Consider the following 23,459-nt stretch of genomic DNA (forward strand, 5'->3'; position numbering starts at 1 on the left):
TTTACGAAGGGGTGGTATTACCAGGGAAGACTGGAAACGCAAGGGCGATCCTCTGTCCCTCGCGGGCGCGCTGAAAGGTGCGCCGTAGGGTGTAACGGTGCATCCACGGCGCGCCAGCCGAAACGCCGACCCAGTTCGCGATAACCGGAGAACACGAAATCACCGCTGCGCATCCGGTAGGCACCACGCCGGGCGCGGTAGACTCGCGGGATGAGATACCAGGGCAAGCCCGGAAGATCGTGGTGAACCAGATGCAGGGTATTGTTGAGAAACAGCCAGCGCATGGCCCCGCCGCTTTCGTTGAGTACGCAGCGCTGGGCAGGATCCACGGCCGGGCGATGCTCGTAGAAGGATCTGACCAGTGCCAACGCCAGCGCCGGCCAGGCGACCCCTAGCACATAGACGGCGATGGGCATTCCAGACAGCCCGTGGATCGTCAGAAGCAGTCCCGCGCACAGCGCCAGATGCTCCAGCCAGACGCGCAGTACGCCCTGCTCGCCACGCCGCCAGCGACCCCGTTCGTGATCCAGCATGCCGTGCAGCGACAGGACCGGTCCCACCAGGATTCGCCCGATCAGGGTCTTGTCCAGCCAGAGCAAGGCACGCCCGGTCTGTCCTCGCCGCTCCCATAGCTCCCAATCGACATAGCGGCTCTCGGGATCCAGCGCGGGGTCGGTAAGGGTCTCGCGGCGATGGTGGGCCAGGTGGCTATCGCGGTAGAGCGGAAAGGGAAACCAGAGGCCAAGCGGCGGATAGGCCAACAGCGCATTCACGCGGGACCAGCGCGTGGGGTGACCATGGATCAGCTCGTGTTGCAGGGACTGGTGCAGCACCACGACCAGTATCAGCGGCGGCAGTGTCCAGTAGCCGAGCAATGGCCAGGCCCAGATGAGCGTCAGCCAGCTGGCGTAAACGCCAACCACCAGCCCCCAGGTAGGCCACTCGCTGCGGGCGGCAAAGGTACTCAGAAGTAATTTGACCAGGCGGCGATGCCGCGCATCCAGATAGACAGTCACCACGGGGTCCTGATAGCGGATAACAGTGGTGACCCTAGGGACAAACAGTCGAGAAGCCAAATATCGTTAAAGCATTACCTCATGAAGAAGTTGCTCTCGGGCATTCGGTCTAGACAACTCCAGCGCTATTCCAAACGGGTTCCGACACCAACTTTCCATCACTCACTGCTTTATACCCCTAGCTTTAAAAGCCTAAGCTTAGAAGTAAAAAACCCATTAACTGAGTTCAGGTGTTGCCGGAAAGACAGTTATCTGGCGAGACAACTAAGGGCATATCCTTAGCAGCTTTGAAGATTGGCAGCGCTCTCCGCAAGTCTTCTAGACTCGTTGGACTTTCGTTCTGCCAGAAGTGGCCATGCGCTTCTTTATCGATATTTTCCCTAGCACTAAGACCGCGCGCTTTTTCGCGGCGAAAGGCCCTGCGAGCCAGCGGGCCTTCCACCCGCGCCGGGTCAAGGTGCGGCGGGCAGCCGCTCACGGACAGGCCATATCCTCTGGCTGTCGCCCGGTAACAAGGCTACCGGCGCTGAACGACCTGGTTCATCGCCTGGTCGCGACGATCCTGCTGATCGGTCGCACCAACGCCGCCCACACCGAAATGGCCCGTCTTGGCCTCGCTTGCCCTGAATCCCGCCCGACACGACCACAAGGATCTCCTATCCCATGAGCACCCTCTCCGCAGGCTGGGGCGCCGGCCCTTCCGAACGCCATGCCGAACTCTCAGCGCGCTTCCAGCCGCTGTTCCAGCGCATTCGCGCAGGCGCCATCGAGCGCGAGGTGCAGCGGCGGCTGCCGGTCGAAGAACTGGACTGGCTGAAGGCGGCCGGCTTCACCGCGTTGCGAGTACCGATCGAGCACGGTGGCGCCGGTGTCACGCTGCCAGAGTTGTTCGCCCTGCTCATCGAGCTCGGCGAGGCGGATTCCAATCTGGTCCAGGCGCTGCGCGGTCACATGGGCTTTGTCGAAGGGTTGCTCAACAGCGATGACCAGGCACGCCGCACACGCTGGTTCGCCCGTATTGCCGCTGGCGAAACCCTGGGTCCGGCGTCCAGCGAAGTCGGCGATGCCCGGCGGGCCGAATTCAGCACCCGCTTGCGCCGGGAGGGAGACGCCCTGCTGCTCTCCGGCACCAAGTTCTACACCACCGGTTCGCTCTATGCCGACTGGATCGACGTGGGTGCCACCGACGACGCTGGCGACCGCGTAATGGCCACTGTCCGCCGCGAGACGCCCGGCGTCGAGGTGGTGGACGACTGGAACGGTTTCGGCCAGACCCTGACCGCCAGTGGCACGGCGACCTTCACCAATGTGCGGGTGGAACCCACCGATGTGGTCACCGTGGGCGAGCGCTTCCGCTATTCGCCCGGCTTTTCCAGGTCTTTCATCTCGCCAATCTGGCGGGCCTGGGCCGGGCCATGAGCAGCGAGGTGGCCGCCGCGGTCGCGGCCCGTACCCGCACCTTCACCATCGGCAACGCCGACCGTGTCAGCCAGGATCCGCAGGTGCTGGCCGTGGTAGGCCAGGTACGCAGCGCCGCCTATTGCGCCGGGGTGATCGCGCTGAAGAATGCCGAGGCATTGCAGCGCGTGCATGACCTCTGGCAGGCGGACGACCAGGCCGCCGAGGACAGCGCCGTGGCACTGGCCGAACTGGAGGTCTGCCAATCGCTCAATGTGGTCACGGACCTGATCATCGACGCCTCCGGCCGCCTGTTCGATGCCTTGGGCGCCTCGGCCACGCTGCGACCCTTGGGACTGGATCGCTTCTGGCGCAATGCCCGCACCCTCGCCTCCCACAATCCGCGCATCTACAAGGATCGTATCGTCGGTGACTTCGCGGTCAACGGCACTCCGCCACCGCCGCAATGGAAGATCGGCGTCGCCTAGGCTGCCGAAGCAGCCGGAAACGCCGACGAGAGCGGCCCTGCCCCGCTGTTCGCCGCCCCCGGCGATGCTTTAAGCTCGCCGGCTTTCTCCCAGGAGCGGTGTCATGGAAAGGTCGCGCAGCAATCGTCAGGCCATGTGGAAGGCTATCAAGGATCCGCGCTTCATCCCTGTCGTCGTGGCGGCGGTGTGCATCGTGCTGTTCTTCATCCTGGGGCTGGTCGACGTCCTGGGCAACTGATCCCGCCGCTCCCGGTCGCGGCACGCGCCATCACCGCGCCTCGCCAGGGCCACGCGGACGATCACCCAGAATGGTCGCCCGGTGCATCACGCGGCGCTGGGGACGATAGTCGTCGCAGGCATAGTGTTGGGTGATGCGATTGTCCCAGAAGGCCAGGTCGCCCGCCCGCCATTGCCAGCGCACCTGGAACTCCGGTCGGGCGGCGTGGGCGAACAGCAGCTGCAGCAGCGCATCGCTTTCGGCCTCTTCCAGCTCGTGGATCCGGGTGGTGAAGCCAGCGCTGACGAACAATCCCTTGACCCCGGTTTCCGGATGTACCCGTACCACCGGATGGCGTACCGGCGGATTGGCGGCGCGTGCCGCGTTGAAGCTCTGCAGGCCCTCCGCGGTATGGCCGAAGCGTTCCAGTGGAAAGGACTTGCTCAGGTCGTGCCAGGCGCTCAGGCCGTCGAGCAATTCGCGCAGCGGCGCGGACAAGGCCGCATAGGCTGCCGAACTGCTCGCCCAAAGGGTGTCGCCGCCGTACGCCGGCACCTGGCGTGCGCTCAGCAGCGATCCCAGGGGTGGCGTCTGGATGAAGGTGACGTCGGTATGCCAGAGCGCATTGTCCCGCAGATCGTTCAACTCGGTATCCAGCACCAGGATTTCCTGCTGCTCGGGATGCTTGGGATAGATCGGATGGATGTGCAGATCACCGAAATGGGCGGCTACGTCCCGTTGCTGGCGAGGCGTGAGCAACTGGTCACGGAGGAACAGCACCTGGTGCTCCAGCAATCCCCGATGCAGTGCGACATGGCTGGTGGGATCCAGGGCCTCGCGCAGATCCAGGCCATGGACGCGCGCACCCAAGGCAGAGCCGAGACGTTCGAAGGTGATGGCCATCGTGAGCTCCTCAGCGCCAACCGGCATAGCGTCGCTGCAGGGCGCGTAAGCCGAGCTCGATGGACAGCGCGATGCTGGCGATCAGCAGGATGCCCACCACCACCACATCGGTGGCCATGAATTGCGCCGCCGATTGCACCATGAAGCCCAGGCCGCGATTGGCGGCGATCAGCTCGGCCGCCACCAGGGTCGACCAGCCCACACCCAGGGCGATACGCAGACCGGTGAGAATGTCCGGCAAGGCGCTGGGAAGGATTACGTGACGCACCACCTGCCCTCGCGACGCGCCCAGGCAGCGCACTGCCTGGAGACGCTCTCGATCGACCCGCCGCACCCCGCCCACGGTGGCGATCAGCAACGGTGCGAACAGCGCCAGATAGATCAGCAGCACCTTGGACAACTCGCCGATACCGAACCAGATCACCATCAGCGGCAGATAGGCCAGCGGCGGGATCGGTCGATAGAACTCCACCAGCGGATCCAGTGCGGCATTCAGCGTGGGATTGAGGCCCATGGCGATACCCAGGGGCACCGCGGTCAACACGGCTGCCAGTAGCGCAGCCAGGACTCGCAGGAGGCTGGTGCCCAGGTGTTGCCAGAGGCTGGCATCCAGGTAGCCCTCGGCGAGCAGCCCCTGCAGGGCGACCAGCAGTTGCTCGGGCGACGGCAGGAACAGGGTGTCCACCCAGCCCAGATGGGTCGCGCTCCACCAGAGCGTCGCCACGCCGGCCAAGGTGCCCAGCGCTGCCACGCGACGGCGATCCAGGCGCAATCGACGGCGCTCTCGGGAGTCTTGCAGAGTGGAAACGAGGGTGTCAGAGGACATGATCGGGCGACTCCTGCAGAAAGAGGTCGAGCAACTCCTGGCGCAGCTTGGCGAAACGGGGATCGGCCTTGATCTGGCGAACGGGCTCCCCTGCCAGATAACGGCGGGCGAAAGGCACGTCCAGGCGCCGCACGATGCGCGCCGGCGGCCCGTCCAGCACCAGCAGTTCGGTAGCCAGAAACAGCGCCTCATCGACGCTGTGGGTGATGAGGAACAGGCCCTTGCCGGTGCGCTTCCATACCTCCAGCAGCAGCACCTGCATCCGTTCCCGGGTCAGGGCGTCGAGGGCGCCGAAGGGTTCGTCCAGCAGCAGGAAATCCGGATCCACCGCCAGGGCGCGGGCGAGCCCCAGGCGCTGGCGCTGGCCCCCGGACAATTCGCCGATGCCATGGCCGGCATGGTGCGCCAGCCCGACCAGGTCGAGCATCTCGCGGGCCTTGTCCTCTCGTTCACGCCGGCTCAGCCCCCGCAGGCGCAAGCCGAGCGCGACATTGTCGAGGGCATTGAGCCAAGGCATCAGGGCATCGTCCTGGAACACCACGCCGCGCTCGCCGCCCGGTCCCGCCAAGGTACGACCATCGAGCTGCACACGCCCCGCGTCCAGCGATTGGAACCCGGCGAGGACGTTGAGCAGGCTGGATTTACCGCAGCCGGACGGCCCCAGTACCACCAGGGAAGCGCCCTTCTCCACCGCGAGGTCGAGCTGCTGCAAGATCGGTTGACGGCGACCACCGCGGACGAATCCGAGACTGGCCTGTTCTAGGGTGAGTCGACTCATGACCGGCTCCTGTCGGCAGGGAAAAAAAGCCCCTCCAAAGAGGGGCGAGTCGTGGCGTGAAGAAGGGTCGTTACTGGGCCGCGCGGACGTATTCGGCGCTGACATAGGGCAAGTAGTCGTCGAGCACCGTGGGAATGCGCTTCTGTTCCTTGAGGAATTCGGCGGTACGAGCGATGGCCTTGGCCGTGCCACCACCGAGCAGCTCAGGGCTCAGTTGGGCCTCGGCGTCCGGATAACGGGACCCGGCGAGGAGCTCAGGCACATCAGCGGCGTCCGCGCCGGTCAGGCGAGCGATCTTCTTGGCCTGCTCGGACCCGGCGTTCCAGTCCTTGCCGTGGGCCTGATAGTCGGCGAAGGCCTGCAAGGTGACCTTGGCGTACTGGGCGAGGATTTCGGGGTGCTTTTCAGCGAAGTCCTTGCGCGCCACCCAGACCTCGAAGGTCGGTGCCCCCCAGCTGCCTACCTGGGCCGCATCGGCGAGGACCTTGCCGTTCTTCTTGATCTCGCCCAACGCCGGTGACCAGACAAAGGCGCCATCGATGTCGCCCCGGCGCCAGGCCGCGGCGATCTCGGTGGGATTGAGATTGACGATCTTGACCTTGGTCGGGTCCACGCCCCAGTGCTTGAGCGCGCCGAGCAGGCTGTAGTGCGAGGTGGAGACGAAGGGGGTGGCGATGGTCTTGCCAACCAGTTGCTCGGGTTGGTCGATACCGCTGCCATTGCGCACCACCAGGGCTTCGGCGGAATCGATCTGTGCGGCGACGAGGAAGGTCACCAGCGGCAGCTTGCGCGAGGTGGCCGCTGCCAGGGGGCTGGAACCTAGATTGCCGATTTGCACATCCCCCGAAGCCAGTGCGGCGACGACCTCGGGACCATTGTTGAAACGGCGCCAGTCGATCTTCTGACCGACCGCCTTATCGTAGAGGCCATCGGCCTGGGCGACCTTGGATGGATCGACACCGGTCTGGTAGCCCGCCACCAGATCGACCGCGGACGCCTGCCCCGCGAGCGCTGCCATGCCTACAGTCAGAACCAGGGATTTGATCAGCGAATTCACAAAGGCCTCCTTGTCGGCAGACGCGCCAAAGCGCGTCCTCGGCATCAACGCGATGCCTGTTGGAGGCCAAGCTAAACGATCTAAAGATCGCTTGATAAATAACTATATGGAATCAGCTTAGGCAGAGAGCCGGAAGGTCATCTACCGGCTAGCAAGGTAACCGTTCCGAACAGCGAGCCGCGGCCTGGAAGCAGGCCGCAAGAGACAAGGATCAGCCTTTGCGCTGATTGAGGAAGCGGAAGCAGCCAGCCAGCAGATCGTCGAAGCGCCAGGGCTTGGGCAGATAGTAGATATCGGGGGCGCGTTCGGGCTGGAGTTCTTCGAAATAACCCGAAGAGACGATGATGGGCAGACCCGGCAGCTGCTGCTTGACGCGGCGCGCCAGCTCCAGACCATCGATAGCACCTGGCATGCGGACATCGGTGATCAGCAGATCCGGCGTCGGACGCGCACTCGACAGGTACTCCCAGGCTTGATCCGCGGTACCAAAGGTGCGCACCTGAAAGCCTTCACCTTCGAGCACCTCTTCCATCAGCCCGAGCAACATGTTCTCGTCTTCGACGACCACTACCACTGGTTTCATAAATCCGCTCGATCTCCGCAGGTCCGCCATCTGACTGGACGTATCTCGTTGGGGCGCGAATTCTACTCCTATCTGGCGTCAGCTGCGCAGTCTCCCCTGAGCTTAGTCGTGTGGTGCGACATCCTGCCTCACTGATTACAAAAAAAATTGTCCGGTAACCAAAGCCTCCTATTTAAGGGGTGGTATTACTATAAAGCTTGGTTCCTCCAGGGAACCGTACCGGAGCCCCTCAGTCGGAAAACAGGTATCTCGAAAGGCTCCCTCGCGATTCCGGCGTGTCAGCTTTTCAGGATCACGGGGAGCCGTCTGCCGGAGGAAAATGCGCATGACGGCCATCGATTGGACGGGTTGGCTCAACGCCCCCTGGGTCACCACGCTGATTGCGGCGGCGGTCGCCCTGTTGATCAGTATCATCGCCCTTACGCTGGCATTCGCCGCCATCCGCCGCCTGGCCAGTCCCTTCCTGCTCGCTCGCAACCTGGTCAAGTACGCAGAAAAACCCGCACGCCTCGCCGTACCCTTGGTGGTGCTCCAAGGTGTCTGGAATTCCGCACCCGATGCCCTGCCACTGTTGCGCGCCGTACAGCACGTCACCGGTCTACTGAGCATCGCTGCCTTTACCTGGCTGGGCCTCCGGGCGGTCAAGGCCGTCGGGGCCACCATCGCCCTGCGCAATCCGGTGGATGTGGTGGACAACCTGCGGGCCCGCCGGATTCAGACGCAGAACCGGGTGCTGGTACGCAGCCTCAGTTTTATCGTGCTGCTGGTGGGTATCGCCTTGATGCTGATGACCTTTCCGGCGGTGCGCCAAGTAGGTGCGAGCCTGCTCGCCTCCGCCGGTGTCGCCGGCCTGGTGGCGGGCATCGCCGCGCGCCCGGTCCTGGGCAATCTCATCGCCGGCCTGCAGATCGCCGTGACCCAACCGATCCGGCTGGATGACGTGGTCATCGTCGAGGGTGAATGGGGGCGCGTGGAAGAGATCACCGGTACCTATGTGGTGGTACGCATCTGGGACGACCGCCGCCTGGTGGTACCCCTGCAATATTTCATCGAAACCCCCTTCCAGAACTGGACACGCTCGTCGTCCAGTCTCATTGGCTCGGTCTTCATATGGGTTGACTATTCCCTGCCGTTGGCGCCGATCCGCACCGAATTGGAACGCGCCTGTGCCGAGGTGCCCCATTTATGGGACGAGCGTGTCTGCGTGCTGCAGGTGACCGATGCGTCCCATGATTCCATCCAGATCCGGGTGCTGGTGAGCTCGGGCGATTCCTCGAAGAACTGGGACCTGCGCTGCTTTGTGCGGGAACGGCTGATCACCTACATCAATCGCGAATTCCCCCTCTGTCTGCCCAAGCTACGGACTGAACTGGGACGCCGCGATGCCCTTCCCACGCCGCGATCCGACGAAAGGCAGGAGCCAGTCGTACGCCAGCCAGAAGTCTGATTTTTCGGCCAATTGCAGCGATCAGGCGCCCATAAAGCGGTTCACCTGGCCCTTATTTCTTAGCGCACCAAGAATGAGCGTCACCTTTTGGGCATGTATTTGGCAACGCGAAGCAAGACCGCAACATTCGCGCGGGAAACTTGTGACGTCGTCCGTGAGTCAGTGCGAGAGCAATCTGGAAATCCGCGAAGCAGTTCTCGCCCAAATCCAGACATCTCAGAAGAGGTGACCGGCAAAAAGGCTGTAGCAGCTCGGCTGTAGGCGTTTTTGAACCAGGAGCATCGAGCTTCAGGAAGAAGCAATCAGGTAAACCTCAGTCTCGAACTTGCTGCATTGGGAGCGCACCATGGCAAATGCCGTCGTGGGGAAATTTGGGGCTCTGGAGCCCGTAGAAACTGCCACTCGCACCACCACATCCAGCTCTCCTCGCAAGCGTGTCGAAGAGCCTCAGCTGACGCTGAGCTCCGTTGTCGAAAGCCGCAAGCGCATTCTTTTCGTGACCCCGGAGATTTCCGACTTCGTCAAGGCTGGTGGCCTGGGCGAGGTTTCGGGCGCCCTGCCGCGCGCCCTCGCGGCCTCCCATGACGTCCGGGTGCTGATTCCCGGTTACCGTCAGGTGATGGCCGCGATCAAGGACCGTGTGCAGATGGTCGGCCGCATCGCTGCCCGTGCCGCCATGCCCGCCTGTGACATTGGTCGCGTCAATCTGGACGACGGGCTGGTCGTCTATGTATTGATCTGTCCCGAGCTGTACGAGCGCTCGGGCAACCCTTACGGCGACCTGAACGGCGCCGACTGGGCTGACAACCACATCCGCTTCGGTCGTCTGGCCAGCGCTGCCGCTGACTTCGCTCTAGGCGATGCCTCGATTCGCTGGGTACCGGATCTGCTGCACCTCAACGAATGGCAGGCTGGCCTCGCCGCCGGCTACCTGCGCTGGAAGGGTGCCACCACTCCCTGTCTGACCACCATCCATAACCTGGCCTATCAGGGCCTGTTCCCGGCCTCGGTCATGGCCGACCTGGACATTCCGGCCCACGCCTTCCAGATGGAAGGTCTGGAGTTCTGGGGCAAGGTCTCCTTTCTCAAGGCCGGTCTGGTCTATGCGGACCATATCACCACGGTCAGTCACACCTACGCCCAGGAAATCACCACGCCGGAATTCGGCTGTGGCCTGGAAGGCCTGCTGCAGGTTAAGGCGCGGGACGGCAAGCTGACCGGCCTGCTCAACGGCATCGACGATGGCTGGAGCGCTTGCAGCGATCCGCACCTCTGCCAGCAGTTCCACGAATCCGACTGGGACGGCAAGGCGGTCAACGCCGCCCGCATCCGCGAGGAATTCGGCCTCGAGCCGTCCAATGGCCCACTGTTCGCCGTGGTCTCGCGGCTGGTCCAGCAGAAAGGCATCGATCTGACCATCCAGGCCGCCGATCACATCGTCGCCCGCGGTGGCCAGTTGATGATTATCGGTTGCGGCGAGCCCCATATCGAGCGCCAGGTGCGTGCCCTGGCCCTGCGCTATCCGGGTCGCGTCAGTGCCCACATCGGCTTTTGCGAAACCGAAGCCCGGCGGATGTACGCCGGCAGCGACTTCCTGTTGATGCCTTCGCGTTTCGAGCCTTGCGGCCTGAGCCAGATGTACGCCCAGCGCTTCGCTTCCCTACCGATCGCGACCCGCACTGGCGGCCTGGCCGACAGCATCGAGGACGGTACCACCGGCTTCCTGTTCGCCCCGCTGTCGCTGGAAAACTACCTTGGCGCCATCGACCGCGCCCTGGGTGTGTTCGAACGTCAGGGCCTGCTGCTGGCCATGCGTCACCGGGCGATGCAGGGACCATTTTTCTGGTCCGAATGCGCCAAGCCCTATGCCTCGCTGTACCTCGATCTGCTCCAGACCACCGCTCACCAGGAGCGTCACGTCGGCGCCTGAGGCTCGATGTGGCTACCAAGCGCTTTTCCTTCGGCAAAAGGCCGACGAAAAGCGCTTCCCCCGCCCAACTTTGAGCAGCTCTCACCGGTCATAACAGCAACTGCGGCCAACTGGGCCGCAGTGTCTTTTCTGCCGTCCGGTTTCGGGAGTTCTCTATCCATGACTGATATTTCGCGCGATGCAGCCGCGGTGACCGGGGGCTATGCCTGGCAGACCCGTGCCGGTGCCACCCTGGTGAGCAAGGACCGCACCCTCTTTCACTTCTGGGCGCCCAGCGCCGACGCCGTGTCGGTGGTGCTGGAAGGCGGCATGACCATCCCCATGGAAGCCGAGCAAGACGGCTGGTTCGCGGTGGAGGCGCAGTGCGGTGCCGGCACCCGTTATCGCTATCAGATCGAAGATCTGTTGGTCCCGGACCCCGCTTCCCGCGCCCAGGCTGGCGATGTGCACGAGCCGAGCATCGTCATCGACCCCACCACCTACCACTGGCAGTCCGTCGAGTGGCAGGGTCGTCCCTGGCACGAAAGCGTCATCTACGAATTGCATGTCGGCACCCTGGGCGGGTTCTCGGGCGTGGAGAAATTAATACCCCGCCTGGCCGCGCTGGGCGTCACCGCCATCGAACTGATGCCCCTTTCGGAATTCCCGGGCAGTCGCAACTGGGGCTATGACGGCGTCCTGCCCTATGCCGTGGAAGCTTCCTACGGCACCCCCGACGATCTTAAGTCGCTCATCGATACCGCCCACACCCATGGCGTCATGGTCTATCTGGACGTGGTCTACAACCACTTCGGCCCCGACGGCAACTACCTGCACGCCTACGCCGAGCGCTTCTTCCGCGAAGACATCCATACCCCCTGGGGCGCCGCCATCGATTTCCGCCAGGACGCCGTGCGCCGCTACTTCATCGACAACGCCCTGCTGTGGCTGATGGAGTATCGCTTCGACGGCCTGCGCTTCGACGCGGTCCATGCCATCAACGATAAGGGTTTCCTCGAAGAGATGGCCGAAGAGATCCGCGGCACCGTCGAGCCGGGTCGCCACATCCACCTGATGCTGGAAAACGAAGACAACACCGCGACCCTGCTCGGCAGCAAGCACTACAACGCGCAGTGGGCGGACGACTGGCACAACGTCATCCACCCCATGCTCACCGACGAGAACGAAGGCTACTACCAGGACTTCACCGAAGACGCCACGGCCAAGCTGGTGCGCTGCCTGGGCGAGGGTTTCATCTACCAGGGCGAGCAGACCCGCCATGGCAAGGCCCGCGGTGAACCCAGCAAGGACCTGCCGGCCTCGGCTTTCGTCATCTTCCTGCAGAACCATGACCAGGTCGGCAACCGTGCCTTCGGTGAACGCCTGACCCGATTGGCGCCGGAACCCGCACTGAAAGCCGCTACCGCCCTGCTGCTGCTCAGCCCGATGATTCCCTTGCTGTTCATTGGCGAGGAATGGGGCAGCCGTCAGCCCTTCCTGTTCTTCACCAGCCACAACGATGAACTGGCCGAACTGGTACGGGATGGTCGCCGTAACGAGTTCAAGGACTTCGATTTCTTCACCAGCGAAGAGCATCGCCAGCAGATCCCCGATCCGAACGCGCCCAAGACCTTCGAGGACTCCAAGCCCAATTTCGGCGAGGCCGATCAGCCCGACCATGGCGCCTGGCTTGGCCTGTATCGCGAGCTGCTGGAGATCCGTCGTCGGGAACTCTTCCCGCGCCTGGAAGGCGCCCGTGCCGAGGGCGCCGAAGCCCTGGCCGAGCGCGCCGTGCGGGCACGTTGGAGCCTGGCCGATGGCAGCCGCCTGACCATCGAACTCAACCTGAGCGAGAAGGCCGTGTCAGTGGCTGAGGTACCCCAAGGCCGGTTGTTGCACAGCAGTGACGCCGCCGCCACGCCGGTCCGCCAGGACGGGCAGTTGGCCGTCCATTCCGCCTTGGTCTGGCTGGAGGAACAGGCATGAGTGGAGATCGTTTGGAACAGCTGGCCAAGGCCGCCGGTATCGCCATCGAATGGACCGCCTACGACGGTAAGCGCCAACGGGTGAGTCCCGAGGCGCTGCGCAATCTGCTCAAGGCCATCGAGCTGCCCGCGGACAGTGATGCTGACATTGATGCTAGCTTGCGCAAGCTGGCCGAGGTAGGCGACAAGGATCACCTACCACCCCTCCTCACGGCCGTGGTCGGTAAACCCGTCGGGACACCTGACCAGTTCAAGCGTGGCGTCCGCTATGAGGTGCAGTTGGAAGACGGCGAGCGCCTGGTAGGTCAGGTAGATGACCAGGGCCAGCTCGCGCCCATCAGCACCGCCGGTTATCACCAGGCGGAAATCGGTGGTGAAGCCCTGATCCTGGCCGTCGCGCCAGAGCGCTGCTTTACCATCGCCGACGCCACAGGCGACGAGCAGGCCAGGCTCTGGGGCCTGGCCGTGCAGCTCTATAGCCTCAGACGCGACGGTGGCAGCGGTGCGGGCGATTTGCAGGGTCTGGTGCAGCTCGCCAAGGCAGCTGCCGGCAAGGGCGCCGATGCCCTGGCCATCAGCCCGCTGCACGCCATGTTCAGCGCCGATGGCAGTCGCTACAGCCCCTATTCGCCGTCGAGTCGGGTGTTTTTCAATGTGCTCTATGCCGCGCCAGAGCTGGTGCTGGGCGCCGAGCCCGTGCGTCAGGCCATGCAGCGCGCCGGCCTGCAGGCGGAAGCCGAGCGCCTCGAACAGCTTGAGCTGATCGACTGGCCGGCCCTGGCCAAGCTGCGCCTGCGCCTATTACGTACCCTGCACCTGGACTTCCGTACCGCCAGTGGCGATCTGCGCGAGCGCTTCGAGGCCTTCCGCCGCGACGGTGGCGAAGCGCTGGAAAACCACTGCCGCTTCGAGGCGCTGCATGCCTCCTTCACCCAGGGCGATGCCTCGCCCAGCTGGCAGCATTGGCCGCAGCAGTATCGCGATCCCAAGAATCCTGCCGTGGCCGAATTCGCCGAACGCCACGCCCAGGACGTGGAGTTCTATGCCTTCACCCAATGGCTGGCCAGCGAAGGGCTGTCCGCTGCCCAGACGCAGTGCCGCGAAGCCGGCATGAAAATCGGCCTGATCGCCGACATCGCCGTGGGCGCGGATGGGGGTGGCAGCCAGGCCTGGAGTCGTCAGGAAGAGCTGCTGGCCTCGGTCACCGTCGGTTGTCCGCCGGACCTGCTCAACCAGAAAGGCCAGGGCTGGGGCATATCCGCCTTCTCGCCCACCGGCATGATCCAGCATGGCTTCCGCGCCTTCATCGAGATGCTCAAGGCGAACTTCGCGCATGCCGGCGGTGTGCGCATCGACCATGTGATGGGTCTGCAACGGCTCTGGCTGGTGCCCGAGGGTGCCTCCCCGGCCGACGGCGCCTATCTCTCCTACCCCATCGACGACCTGCTGCGCCTGGTCGCCCTGGAGTCCTGGCGGCATCGCTGCGTGGTCATGGGCGAAGACCTGGGTACGGTGCCCGAGGGCTTCCGTGAACGCTTGGCCGAACGCGCCATCATGGGCATGCAGGTACTGCTGTTCGAGCGCGACGACAAGGCGTTCAAGCAGGCCGCGCAGTGGTCGGACACGGCCATGGGCATGCCCACCACCCACGACCTGCCGACGCTCACCGGCTGGTGGCAGGGTCGCGACGCCGACTGGCAGGAAGAGCTCGGCCTGCTGCCCGACGGCACCTCGCGCCAGGACCGGCTCGACGAACGCGCCGAGGATCGCCAATACCTGGCCAAGGTCCTGGAGCTGGACGACAGCCGTGAAAGCAATGTCGAACAGGCCGTCGATGCCGCCATCGAGTTCATCGGTCGCACGCCGGCGCCCCTGATCATCCTGCCGGTGGAAGACGCTCTGGGTCAGCTGGAACAGGCCAACCTGCCCGGCACCACCAATGAACACCCCAACTGGCTGCGCCGTTGGGACGCTCCTGCGGAGCGCCTGCTGGACGCCGCCACCCCTGAACGACGCCTAAGCGTGCTGAGCACTGCCCGTAACAATCCGGAGAACACTCGATGAGTCGCTTGCGCGCTACTGTACGCCTGCAGTTCCACAAGGATTTCACCTTCGACGATGCCCTGCCCCTGGTCGACTATTACGCCAAACTGGGCATTAGCCATGTCTATGCGTCGCCCATCACCACCGCGCGCGCCGGCTCCGTGCATGGTTACGACGTGGTCGACCCCACCCGGGTCAACCCGGAGCTGGGCGGCGAAGAGGGGCTGCGTCGCCTGGTCGCTCGGCTGCGCGAGCACGGCATGGGCCTGATCGCCGACTTCGTGCCCAACCACACCAACGTGGGCGGCTCGGAGAACGCCTGGTGGCTGGACATCCTCGAATGGGGCCGCCAGAGCCGCTATGCCGGCTTCTACGACATCAACTGGTACGGACCGGACCCGGATCTACAGGGCCAGGTGCTGCTACCCTTCCTGGGTGACGCCTATGGCAACGTGTTGCAGGCCGGTGAGCTCAAGCTGGTGTTCGACGCCGAGCAAGGCGCCTTCCGCGTGGAATACTACGCCCACCACTTCCCCATCAACCCGGGTACCTACGGCCAGATCCTGCGCGAGAGCGACCTGCCCCAGCTGAGCCTGTTCGCCGATGCCTTCTCGGCTCGTGCCAAGGACCTGGAAGAAGCCCGCGGCGCCCAGCGCCAGCTGGCGGACGCCGCCAAGGACCCGGCCGTGGCAGCCGCCATCGACAAGGCGGTCGCCGCCTTCGACGGTAGCCAAGCGGCCAATCAGGAACGCCTGCACGCCCTGCTGGAGAGCCAGCACTATCGCCTGGCCAGCTGGCGCACTGCCTCGGACGACATCAACTGGCGGCGCTTCTTCGACATCACCGAACTCGGTGGCCTGCGCATGGAACGCCACGAGGTGTTCGAGGAAACCCATTCGCTGATCTTCCGCCTGATCAGCGAAGGCCTGCTCGACGGCCTGCGTCTGGATCACATCGACGGCCTGGCCAATCCGCGCGCCTATTGCCGCAAGTTGCGCCGCCGGGTGGACGACCTCTGTGCCAGTCGTACCGGCGGTGCGCCGGAAGATGGCTTCCCCATCTACATTGAGAAGATCCTGGCCGAAGGCGAGCAGCTGCGCGAAGGCTGGGGCATCGATGGCACCACCGGCTACGAGTTCATGAACGAGGTCTCGGCGGTGCAGCATGCGGCCAGCGGTGAAGCGCCGCTGCGCCGGTTCTGGGCCGAGCGCACCGGTCGTACCGAGGATTTCCTCGAAGAGGTACGGGAAGCACGGCGCCTGGTGCTCACCGGCGCACTGTCCAGCGAATTCGAATCGGCCGTGCACACCCTGCACCTGCTGGCCCAACAGGACTGGCGTACCCGCGACACCAGCCAGGGCGCCATCCGCCGGGTGTTGCTGGAGCTGATCGTGCAATTCAAGGTCTATCGCACCTATGCTGGCGCGGCGGGTTTCGTCGGCGCCGATGCCCAGTGGTTCGATACCGCGCTGGAGGCCGCCCGCCCCCATGTCAGCGAAGCGGAGCAGCCGCTGCTGGAGCAACTACGCGCCTGGCTGGGTGGCGATGCGCCGCGCCATAAGCCGGTGGGCAGCGTGGCCCGACGCGAACAGCGCCGCGCCATCACCAAATTCCAGCAACTCACCTCGCCCATCGCCGCCAAGGCCGTGGAAGACACCGCCTGCTATCGCTCCGCACCGCTGCTGTCGCGCAATGACGTGGGTTTCGATCCGCAGCATTTTGCCCAGCCGGTCAGCGCCTTCCACCAGGCCAGCGGTTGGCGTGCAGAGCATTTCCCGCGCAACATGCTGACCACCGCGACCCACGACCACAAGCGTGGCGAAGACACCCGCGCCCGCCTGGCGGTGGTCTCGGAACGTCCGGAAGCCTATATCGCCCAGGTCAGTGGCTGGATGGAACAGGCTGCTCCTCTGCGCGGCCAGTGGAACGATGCACCCGCACCGACCCCAGGTGATGAGCTGATGCTCTACCAGACCCTGCTCGCCAGCTGGCCGCTACAGCTGCAGGCCGATGACCAGATAGGCCTGCAGGCCTATCTGGAGCGCCTGCTGCAGTGGCAGGAAAAGGCCCTGCGCGAAGAGAAGCTGGAGTCCGACTGGTGGGCGCCGAATGGGGACTACGAAGCGGCCTGCAAGGCCTTCCTGGAAGGCCTCCTCACCGACGACAAGTATCTTGCCCTGCGCCGCGAGATCGTTGCAGCCGTCCGTGAACTGGCTCCAGCCGGTGCCCTGAATGGCCTGGTGCAGATGTTGCTGCGCAATACCGCGCCCGGCGTGCCTGACCTCTACCAAGGTGGTGAATTCTGGGATTTCAGCCTGGTGGAGCCCGACAATCGCCGCGCCGTGGACTACGCCCCGCGGCAGCAGGCCCTGGCCAAGCACACCACTGCCGACGCGGCTCTGGATACCTGGCAGAACGGCGAGATCAAACAGCAGGTGCTGGCCAGCGTGCTGCAACTGCGCAAGCTGCAGCCACAGCTGTTCACCGAAGGTAGCTACCTCCCGCTGTCCGTTGCGGGCGCCCACGCCGATCAGGTACTGGCCTTCGCCCGTACCTGGGAGCAGCAGGCGGTGATCGTCATCGTGCCGGTGCATGCCTCCGACCTGCTGGAGAACAGCGAAACATTGCGCTTTTCTGCAGCGGCCTGGGGTGATACCCGGATAAAACTCCCGGAAACCTTGTCCATGTACCGTTTTGGGGAAACTTTCGCCCCTTCGTCTGTCCATGACCAGAAGAAAGAGCTTTCTGTCGGCGAGGTTCTGGCACGTTTTCCGCTTGGATTGCTCAGCACACAAGACATCACTCAAGGAGCCGTACCGCAATGACCCAAAAAGACGAACGCATCCAGCAGCTCGCCTACCAGATCTGGGAGTCCGAAGGACGGCCGGCCCACGAACACGATCGCCATTGGGAAATGGCGACCCGCCTGTACGAAGCCGAACAGGAAGGCGTGGCCAAGAAGACCGCGACCAAGAAGCCTCGTGCAACCAAGATCACTGCGGGCGCGGACACGCCCGTGGCGAGCAAGGCCCGCACCGCTGGCAAGACCAAGAGTGGCAGCGAAAAGGCGGCCACCGAGGCGGAAGCTACCGGTGAGTCCGTGACCGAGAAGGTCGAGTCGGCTGCCAAGAAGGTCGCCTCCAAGGTCAAGCAGGCGGTCAAGCCCAGTGCCAGCAAGACCACCGCGACCAAGACCACGGCCAGCAAGGCCAAGGCCGATGCCAACGTCGAGGCTACCGGCGTAGGTGTGGCACCGGCTACGCCGAAGAAGCCGCGTGCCTCCCGGGCCAAGGCGACGACGGCCAAGCCCGCCGCCAGCGAGTGATGTGATGTTCCGGCCTGGCCACTCGGTCAGGCCTTCTCTCTGCCGCCTCGCTGCGGCGTCTGCGTTATCCCTGGTTTTCTGATTTTTCCTGCAAAAACAACGCTTTGTCGGCTCGCCATGGGAGCTCGGAACTGCGCTGCGCCGGGCCTTTCATATGCAGGTAGCCGGATCTGTATCGATTCAGCCACCGGCAGGTATTGAGAGCCGAGTCAGAGCTACTTCCTTCCTAGCTATCCCGAGAGCGTCGAAATGACTTCAACTGAGTCCAACAAGCCGTTAACCGAAGCAACCACTTTCATCAGTAAGTCCAAGTCTCGTGTTCGTGAAGGCCTGCCCTATCCCCTGGGCGCTACCTGGGACGGCTCCGGCGTGAACTTCGCCATCTTTTCCGCCAACGCCACCAAGGTCGAACTCTGCCTCTTCGACGATGAAGGCAAGGAAGAAATCGAGCGCATCGAACTGCCGGAATTCACCAATGAGATCTGGCACGGCTATCTGCCCGATGCCCGTCCCGGCACCCTCTACGGCTACCGGGTACACGGCCCGTACGAGCCGCAGAACGGCCATCGCTTCAATCACAACAAGCTGCTGATCGATCCCTATGCCAAGCAGATCGTCGGCGAGCTGGAGTGGAACGACGCCCTGTTCGGCTACACCATCGGCCACGCCGATGGCGACCTGTCCTTCGACGAGCGTGACAGCGCGCCCTTCATGCCGCGCTGCCGGGTCATCGACCCCGCCTTCACTTGGGGCAACACCACCCATCCGCGGGTCCCGCGTGATCGCACCGTGTTCTACGAGACCCACGTCCGGGGTTACACCATGCAGCACCCGGCCGTCCCGGAGAGTGCCCGCGGTACCTTCTCCGGCCTGCAGGAAAGCGAGGTCATCGACTACATCAAGTCCCTCGGCATAACCTCCGTCGAGCTGATGCCGATCCACTACTTCCTGGACGACAACCATCTGCTGGAAAAGGGCCTGAAGAACTTCTGGGGCTACAACACCCTGGCTTTCTTCGCGCCGCATTCGCGCTACATGGCCAGCCAGTCCATCGGCGAATTCAAGGTGATGGTCGCGCGCATGCACAATGCCGGCCTCGAGGTCATTCTCGACGTGGTCTACAACCACACCGCCGAAGGCAACGAGATGGGCCCGACCCTCTCGCTCAAGGGCATCGACAACGCCAACTACTACCGCCTGATGCCCGATGATGCGCGCTACTACATCAACGACACTGGCACCGGCAACACCCTGAACATGAGCCATCCCTGCGTGCTGCAGATGGTGACCGACTCGCTGCGCTACTGGGCCACCGAGATGGGCGTGGACGGCTTCCGCTTCGACCTGGCCACCATCCTGGGCCGCGAGCCGGATGGCTTCGACGAAGGCGGCGGCTTCCTGCACGCCTGCCGTCAGGATCCGATCTTGGCCGAGACCAAGCTCATCGCCGAGCCCTGGGACTGCGGTCCCGGCGGCTACCAGGTCGGCAACTTCCCACCCGGCTGGATGGAGTGGAACGATACCTTCCGTGACACCGCGCGGGCCTTCTGGAAGGGTGACGAAGACAAGATCGGCGATTTCGCGAAGATCTTCCTGGGCTCCGGCGACAAGTTCAACCGTCGCGGTCGCAAGCCCTATTCGTCGGTGAACTTCGTGACCGCCCACGACGGCTTCACCCTGGCCGACACCGTGTCGTATAACGACAAGCACAACGAGGCTAACGGCGAAGGCAACAACGACGGCCATTCCCACAATCTATCGTGGAACTGTGGTGTCGAAGGCGAGACCGACGATCCGGAGATCATCGAACTGCGCTATCGCCAGATGCGCAACCTGCTGGCCACCCTCTTCCTGTCCCAGGGCACGCCCATGCTGCTGGCCGGTGACGAATTCGCCCGTACCCAAGGCGGCAACAACAACGGCTACTGCCAGGACAGCGAGATCGGTTGGGTCAACTGGGAGATCAGCGAAAAAAGCGCCGAGCTCCAGGAATACGTGCGCAACCTGATCGACCTGCGTCGTCGCTATCCGCTGCTGCGTCGCAGCCGCTTCTTCACCGGTGCCTACAACGAGGAGCTGGGCGTCAAGGATGTCACCTGGCTGCAGCCCGGCGGCACCGAGATGGGCGACGAGCAATGGCAGGACGGCAGCAACAAGTGCATGGGCATCCTGCTCGATGGCCGTGCCCAGCCGACCGGCATTCGTCGCAAGGGCGCGGATACCTCGCTGCTGATTCTGGTCAATGCTCATTATGACGTGGTGGATTTCACCCTGCCGGAAGTCCCCATGGGCGAGCATTGGTCCCTGCAGCTGGATACCAATCAGCCTGACCTGGATGCCGGCGACGTCTTCAATTTTGGAGACACCTATCAGGTCACCGGACGCTCGGTACTGCTGTTCGAGCTGACCCAGACCAAGCGGAGGAAGCGCCAGGCATGACGAACGCGCAACAGGGTTTTTCGTTCAAGGTCCTGACCATCAACACGCACAAGGGCTTCACGTCCTTCAACCGCAAGTTCATCTTGCCGGAATTGCGCGAGGCGGTGCGGACGGTGTCAGCGGACATTGTCTTCTTGCAGGAGGTGTTGGGTACCCACGAAAAGCACCCGTTGCGCTTCGAGAACTGGCCGGCGGCGCCGCAGTACGAGTTCCTGGCCGATTCGATGTGGACCGATTTCGCCTACGGGCGCAATGCGGTCTACCCGGACGGCCATCACGGTAATGCGGTGCTGTCGAAGTTTCCCATCGTCAGTTACGACAACTTCGACATTTCGATCGCCGGTCCGGAAAAACGCGGGATGCTGCATTGCGTCCTGCGCGTACCGGATCAAGGGGTGGATCTGCACGTCATCTGCGTCCATCTGGGGTTGCGGGAAAAGCATCGCCAGATGCAGATGAAGCTGATCTGCGAACACATCAATTCCCTGCCCAGCGACGCGCCTGTCGTGGTGGCGGGGGACTTCAACGACTGGCGCCAGAAGGCCAACGACATCCTTGGCCAGGGCGCGGGACTCGAAGAGGTGTTCATGAAGACCGCAGGGCGGCTGCCCAAGACCTTCCCGGCGAAGCGTCCCCTGCTCTGCCTGGACCGCATCTATACCCGTAACGTCAGCGTCGGTCGCCCACAGGTGCTGGGCAATCAGCCGTGGTCGCACCTCTCCGACCACGCGCCCCTGGCTGCGGACTTTCACCTATGAACTTCGAGTGGCGGGACGGAAACCGCATCGCCTTGCTGGAAAACGGCGAGGACTTCTTTCCCCGGGTCTTCGAGGCGATCCGCGAGGCGGAGCGCGAGGTCATCATCGAGACCTTTATCCTGTTCTACGACAAGGTGGGTCAGGGCCTGCAGCGAGAACTGGTGGCGGCGGCCAAGCGTGGTGTCCAGGTGGACATCACCGTGGACGCCTATGGCTCGCCCGATCTGCCGCGTGACTTCATCGATGAGATGGTCCATGCCGGCGTGCGCTTCCGCTACTACGATCCGCGCCCGCTGGTCATGGGCATGAGGACCAACCTCTTCCGCCGCCTGCATCGCAAGATCGTGGTGGTGGATGCCCGCCTGGGCTTCATCGGTGGCATCAACTATTCCGCCGAGCACCTGGGTGACTTCGGGCCGGAAGCCAAGCAGGACTATGCCGTCGAGGTGGAAGGCCCCATCGTCGACGATATCCATCGCTTCGCGCGCGACGCCATCAACTCGCCGGAGGAAACCCACCGCTGGTGGGGCAAGCGCTCGCAGAAGCCGGCCAACAACCGCAACCCGGGCAATGCCCAGGCCCTGCTGGTGTACCGCGACAACGACGAACATCGCGCCGACATCGAAAAGCACTACCTGGAAATGCTGCGCAACGCCAAACGCGAGGTGGTGATCGCCAACGCCTACTTCTTCCCGGGCTATCGTCTGCTGCGGGAGATGCGTAACGCGGCGCAGCGCGGCGTCCGGGTGGTGCTGATCGTGCAGGGCGAGCCGGACATGGCCATCGTCAAGGTCGGCGCCCAGATGCTCTACAACTACCTGGTCAAGGCCGGGGTGGAGATCTACGAATACTGCCTGCGCCCCTTGCACGGCAAGGTGGCGACCATGGACGAGCACTGGTCCACCGTGGGTTCGAGCAACCTGGACCCCTTGAGTCTTTCGCTCAATCTCGAATGCAACCTGATCTTCCATGACCACGCCTTCAACCGTGAATTGCGCGGTCGCCTGGAGACCCTGATCCAGCATCACTGCGAGCACGTCGACAGCAGCAAGGTGCCCAAGCGCACCTATTGGCACCTGGCCAAGACGATGCTGGTCTTCCACTTTTTGCGCCACTTCCCCGCCTGGGTCGGCTGGCTGCCCGGTCATACCCCCAAGATCGAACTGGTGAGTCCACCGGTGCAGCCCGAGCTGGAAACCCAGGACCGGGTCGATTCCCCGATTTCAAGGTATCCCCAACGATGAGCAGCCACAGCGACACCCTGGATCACGCCGACGACCAGGAAGACGGGCAGACTGCCGCCAAGCCGCAGAACGGCCGCTGGGTCCTGGCCAAGAAGATCCTGACCTGGGTGTTTCTGATCGCGGTCGTGGTGCTGCTGGTGATCTACGCCCGCAAGGTCGACTGGGGCGAGGTCTGGAAGGTCTTTACCAGCTACAAGTGGACGACGCTGGCCATGGCCGGTGGCCTGGTGGTGCTGTCCTACATCATGTACGGCTGCTACGACCTTATCGGTCGGGCCTATTGCGGGCACAAGCTGGTCAAGCGCCAGGTGTTCCTGGTGTCCTTCATCTGCTACGCCTTTACCCTCACCCTGAGCACCTGGGTCGGCGGCATCGGCATGAGGTATCGCCTCTACTCGCGGCTGGGTCTTTCCAGTGGCACCATCACCCGCATCTTCTCCCTGAGCATCGCCACCAACTGGCTGGGGTACGTGCTGCTCGCCGGTGGCATCTTCGTCAGCGGTGTGGTGGACATGCCACCCAACTGGTTCGTCGGCGACACCACGCTGCGGCTGATCGGCTTCGGCTTGCTGGCCTTCATCGTCTTCTACCTGGGTGTCTGCGCCTTTGCCAAACAGCGCGAATGGACGGTGCGCAAGCAGCGGCTCGCCCTGCCCTCGCTACGCATGGCCTGCCTGCAACTGCTGGTGTCTTCGATCAACTGGATGGCCATGGCGGCCATCGTCTATCTCTTCCTCGGCCGTCAGGTGGACTATCTGCATGTGCTCGGCGTACTGCTGCTCTCCAGCATCGCCATGGTCATCGTGCATATCCCGGCTGGTGTAGGCGTACTGGAGACGGTCTTCATCGCCCTGCTGGCCAATGACGGACTCAGCCAGGGCAAGATCATCGCCGCCCTGCTTGGCTACCGGACGCTGTATTTCATCATCCCGCTGCTGATCGCTGCGGTGCTCTATTTCGCCTTGGAAGGTCGTGCCAAGAAGCTCAAGGTGAGCAATGATCGGCGCGAAGAGCGCAAGCAGCAGGAAAAGCACGCCACCTGA

General features: G+C 63.6%; 19 protein-coding genes. 13 read left to right on the forward strand and 6 right to left on the reverse strand.

Annotation, left to right across the window (positions count from 1 at the left end; genetic code table 11):
• Window positions 1-17: 17 nt before the first annotated feature.
• A complete protein-coding gene (locus tag BMZ43_RS19165; RefSeq protein WP_093255856.1) occupies window positions 18-1,016 on the reverse strand; it encodes a fatty acid desaturase in 999 nt (332 codons plus the stop codon).
• A 663-nt stretch (window positions 1,017-1,679) separates the two neighbouring features.
• Here BMZ43_RS19165 and BMZ43_RS27485 point away from each other — a divergent pair.
• From BMZ43_RS27485 to BMZ43_RS26960, 3 genes are all read left to right on the forward strand, one after another.
• Window positions 1,680-2,435, forward strand: a complete 756-nt coding sequence (locus tag BMZ43_RS27485) for an acyl-CoA dehydrogenase family protein (protein ID WP_371913891.1) — start codon at window positions 1,680-1,682, stop codon at window positions 2,433-2,435.
• A complete protein-coding gene (locus BMZ43_RS27490; RefSeq protein ID WP_371913892.1) occupies window positions 2,432-2,902 on the forward strand; it encodes an acyl-CoA dehydrogenase family protein in 471 nt (156 codons plus the stop codon). The genes BMZ43_RS27485 and BMZ43_RS27490 overlap by 4 nt, the downstream gene beginning before the upstream one ends.
• A 103-nt stretch (window positions 2,903-3,005) precedes the next feature.
• A complete protein-coding gene (locus BMZ43_RS26960; protein WP_256563047.1) occupies window positions 3,006-3,140 on the forward strand; it encodes a hypothetical protein in 135 nt (44 codons plus the stop codon).
• A 30-nt stretch (window positions 3,141-3,170) separates the two neighbouring features.
• Here BMZ43_RS26960 and tauD read toward each other — a convergent pair whose 3' ends face one another.
• The 5 genes from tauD to BMZ43_RS19195 all read right to left on the reverse strand — a co-directional run bounded on the left by tauD (window position 3,171) and on the right by BMZ43_RS19195 (window position 7,266).
• Window positions 3,171-4,022, reverse strand: coding sequence for a taurine dioxygenase (gene tauD / locus BMZ43_RS19175; protein ID WP_064308784.1), 852 nt, complete (start codon window positions 4,020-4,022; stop codon window positions 3,171-3,173).
• Between the two features lie 10 nt (window positions 4,023-4,032).
• On the reverse strand, window positions 4,033-4,848 hold the full coding sequence (gene tauC, locus BMZ43_RS19180) for a taurine ABC transporter permease TauC (RefSeq protein WP_064308785.1): 816 nt from the start codon (window positions 4,846-4,848) through the stop codon (window positions 4,033-4,035).
• On the reverse strand, window positions 4,838-5,626 hold the full coding sequence (locus tag BMZ43_RS19185; protein WP_064308786.1) for a taurine ABC transporter ATP-binding protein: 789 nt from the start codon (window positions 5,624-5,626) through the stop codon (window positions 4,838-4,840). Before BMZ43_RS19185 ends, tauC begins: the two co-directional genes overlap by 11 nt.
• A gap of 70 nt (window positions 5,627-5,696) precedes the next feature.
• The gene (tauA, locus tag BMZ43_RS19190) at window positions 5,697-6,644 is read right to left on the reverse strand and encodes a taurine ABC transporter substrate-binding protein (RefSeq protein WP_256563054.1); all 948 of its coding nucleotides are present in this window, start codon (window positions 6,642-6,644) and stop codon (window positions 5,697-5,699) included.
• Window positions 6,645-6,894: 250 nt separating this feature from the next.
• On the reverse strand, window positions 6,895-7,266 hold the full coding sequence (locus tag BMZ43_RS19195; protein ID WP_017639939.1) for a response regulator: 372 nt from the start codon (window positions 7,264-7,266) through the stop codon (window positions 6,895-6,897).
• A 325-nt stretch (window positions 7,267-7,591) separates the two neighbouring features.
• Here BMZ43_RS19195 and BMZ43_RS19200 point away from each other — a divergent pair, with 325 nt between their 5' ends.
• From BMZ43_RS19200 to BMZ43_RS19245, 10 genes are all read left to right on the forward strand, one after another.
• The gene (locus BMZ43_RS19200; RefSeq protein WP_017639940.1) at window positions 7,592-8,713 is read left to right on the forward strand and encodes a mechanosensitive ion channel family protein; all 1,122 of its coding nucleotides are present in this window, start codon (window positions 7,592-7,594) and stop codon (window positions 8,711-8,713) included.
• A gap of 346 nt (window positions 8,714-9,059) precedes the next feature.
• Entirely contained in the window at window positions 9,060-10,643 is a 1,584-nt protein-coding gene (glgA, locus tag BMZ43_RS19205; RefSeq protein ID WP_256563049.1) for a glycogen synthase GlgA, read from the forward strand.
• A 159-nt stretch (window positions 10,644-10,802) separates the two neighbouring features.
• Window positions 10,803-12,608 (forward strand): malto-oligosyltrehalose trehalohydrolase, encoded by a 1,806-nt coding sequence (gene treZ, locus BMZ43_RS19210; protein ID WP_064308787.1) that lies wholly within the window; start codon window positions 10,803-10,805, stop codon window positions 12,606-12,608.
• Window positions 12,605-14,671 carry a 4-alpha-glucanotransferase gene (gene malQ, locus BMZ43_RS19215; protein ID WP_093255862.1) on the forward strand — a complete coding sequence of 689 codons (2,067 nt, stop codon included), beginning with the start codon at window positions 12,605-12,607 and terminating at the stop codon, window positions 14,669-14,671. The genes treZ and malQ overlap by 4 nt, the downstream gene beginning before the upstream one ends.
• Entirely contained in the window at window positions 14,668-17,475 is a 2,808-nt protein-coding gene (gene treY, locus BMZ43_RS19220; RefSeq protein ID WP_064308789.1) for a malto-oligosyltrehalose synthase, read from the forward strand. Before malQ ends, treY begins: the two co-directional genes overlap by 4 nt.
• Entirely contained in the window at window positions 17,472-17,975 is a 504-nt protein-coding gene (locus BMZ43_RS19225; protein ID WP_064308790.1) for a DUF2934 domain-containing protein, read from the forward strand. Before treY ends, BMZ43_RS19225 begins: the two co-directional genes overlap by 4 nt.
• 249 nt (window positions 17,976-18,224) lie before the next feature.
• Window positions 18,225-20,414: a glycogen debranching protein GlgX gene (gene glgX / locus BMZ43_RS19230; protein WP_231893088.1), complete on the forward strand. Its 2,190-nt coding sequence runs from the start codon at window positions 18,225-18,227 to the stop codon at window positions 20,412-20,414.
• Window positions 20,411-21,172, forward strand: coding sequence for an endonuclease/exonuclease/phosphatase family protein (locus BMZ43_RS19235; protein ID WP_017639947.1), 762 nt, complete (start codon window positions 20,411-20,413; stop codon window positions 21,170-21,172). Before glgX ends, BMZ43_RS19235 begins: the two co-directional genes overlap by 4 nt.
• Window positions 21,169-22,416, forward strand: a complete 1,248-nt coding sequence (gene clsB / locus BMZ43_RS19240; protein WP_064308791.1) for a cardiolipin synthase ClsB — start codon at window positions 21,169-21,171, stop codon at window positions 22,414-22,416. The genes BMZ43_RS19235 and clsB overlap by 4 nt, the downstream gene beginning before the upstream one ends.
• Window positions 22,413-23,459 (forward strand): lysylphosphatidylglycerol synthase transmembrane domain-containing protein, encoded by a 1,047-nt coding sequence (locus BMZ43_RS19245; RefSeq protein WP_064308792.1) that lies wholly within the window; start codon window positions 22,413-22,415, stop codon window positions 23,457-23,459. The genes clsB and BMZ43_RS19245 overlap by 4 nt, the downstream gene beginning before the upstream one ends.

This window comes from Pseudomonas sp. Snoq117.2 (assembly GCF_900110545.1).
Classification (GTDB): Bacteria; Pseudomonadota; Gammaproteobacteria; order Pseudomonadales; family Pseudomonadaceae; genus Chryseomonas; species Chryseomonas benzopyrenica.

Excerpts from the sequence above, each read along its gene's own strand:
- tauC (WP_064308785.1), bottom strand. The coding sequence starts at position 4,848 with ATGTCCTCTGACACCCTCGTTTCCACTCTGCAAGACTCCCGAGAGCGC.
- BMZ43_RS19225 (WP_064308790.1), top strand. The coding sequence starts at position 17,472 with ATGACCCAAAAAGACGAACGCATCCAGCAGCTCGCCTACCAGATCTGG.
- BMZ43_RS19185 (WP_064308786.1), bottom strand. The coding sequence starts at position 5,626 with ATGAGTCGACTCACCCTAGAACAGGCCAGTCTCGGATTCGTCCGCGGT.
- BMZ43_RS19245 (WP_064308792.1), top strand. The coding sequence starts at position 22,413 with ATGAGCAGCCACAGCGACACCCTGGATCACGCCGACGACCAGGAAGAC.
- BMZ43_RS27490 (WP_371913892.1), top strand. The coding sequence starts at position 2,432 with ATGAGCAGCGAGGTGGCCGCCGCGGTCGCGGCCCGTACCCGCACCTTC.
- treZ (WP_064308787.1), top strand. The coding sequence starts at position 10,803 with ATGACTGATATTTCGCGCGATGCAGCCGCGGTGACCGGGGGCTATGCC.
- BMZ43_RS19195 (WP_017639939.1), bottom strand. The coding sequence starts at position 7,266 with ATGAAACCAGTGGTAGTGGTCGTCGAAGACGAGAACATGTTGCTCGGG.
- treY (WP_064308789.1), top strand. The coding sequence starts at position 14,668 with ATGAGTCGCTTGCGCGCTACTGTACGCCTGCAGTTCCACAAGGATTTC.
- glgA (WP_256563049.1), top strand. The coding sequence starts at position 9,060 with ATGGCAAATGCCGTCGTGGGGAAATTTGGGGCTCTGGAGCCCGTAGAA.
- BMZ43_RS19200 (WP_017639940.1), top strand. The coding sequence starts at position 7,592 with ATGACGGCCATCGATTGGACGGGTTGGCTCAACGCCCCCTGGGTCACC.
- tauA (WP_256563054.1), bottom strand. The coding sequence starts at position 6,644 with ATGGCAGCGCTCGCGGGGCAGGCGTCCGCGGTCGATCTGGTGGCGGGC.
- tauD (WP_064308784.1), bottom strand. The coding sequence starts at position 4,022 with ATGGCCATCACCTTCGAACGTCTCGGCTCTGCCTTGGGTGCGCGCGTC.
- glgX (WP_231893088.1), top strand. The coding sequence starts at position 18,225 with ATGACTTCAACTGAGTCCAACAAGCCGTTAACCGAAGCAACCACTTTC.
- BMZ43_RS26960 (WP_256563047.1), top strand. The coding sequence starts at position 3,006 with ATGGAAAGGTCGCGCAGCAATCGTCAGGCCATGTGGAAGGCTATCAAG.
- malQ (WP_093255862.1), top strand. The coding sequence starts at position 12,605 with ATGAGTGGAGATCGTTTGGAACAGCTGGCCAAGGCCGCCGGTATCGCC.
- clsB (WP_064308791.1), top strand. The coding sequence starts at position 21,169 with ATGAACTTCGAGTGGCGGGACGGAAACCGCATCGCCTTGCTGGAAAAC.
- BMZ43_RS27485 (WP_371913891.1), top strand. The coding sequence starts at position 1,680 with ATGAGCACCCTCTCCGCAGGCTGGGGCGCCGGCCCTTCCGAACGCCAT.
- BMZ43_RS19235 (WP_017639947.1), top strand. The coding sequence starts at position 20,411 with ATGACGAACGCGCAACAGGGTTTTTCGTTCAAGGTCCTGACCATCAAC.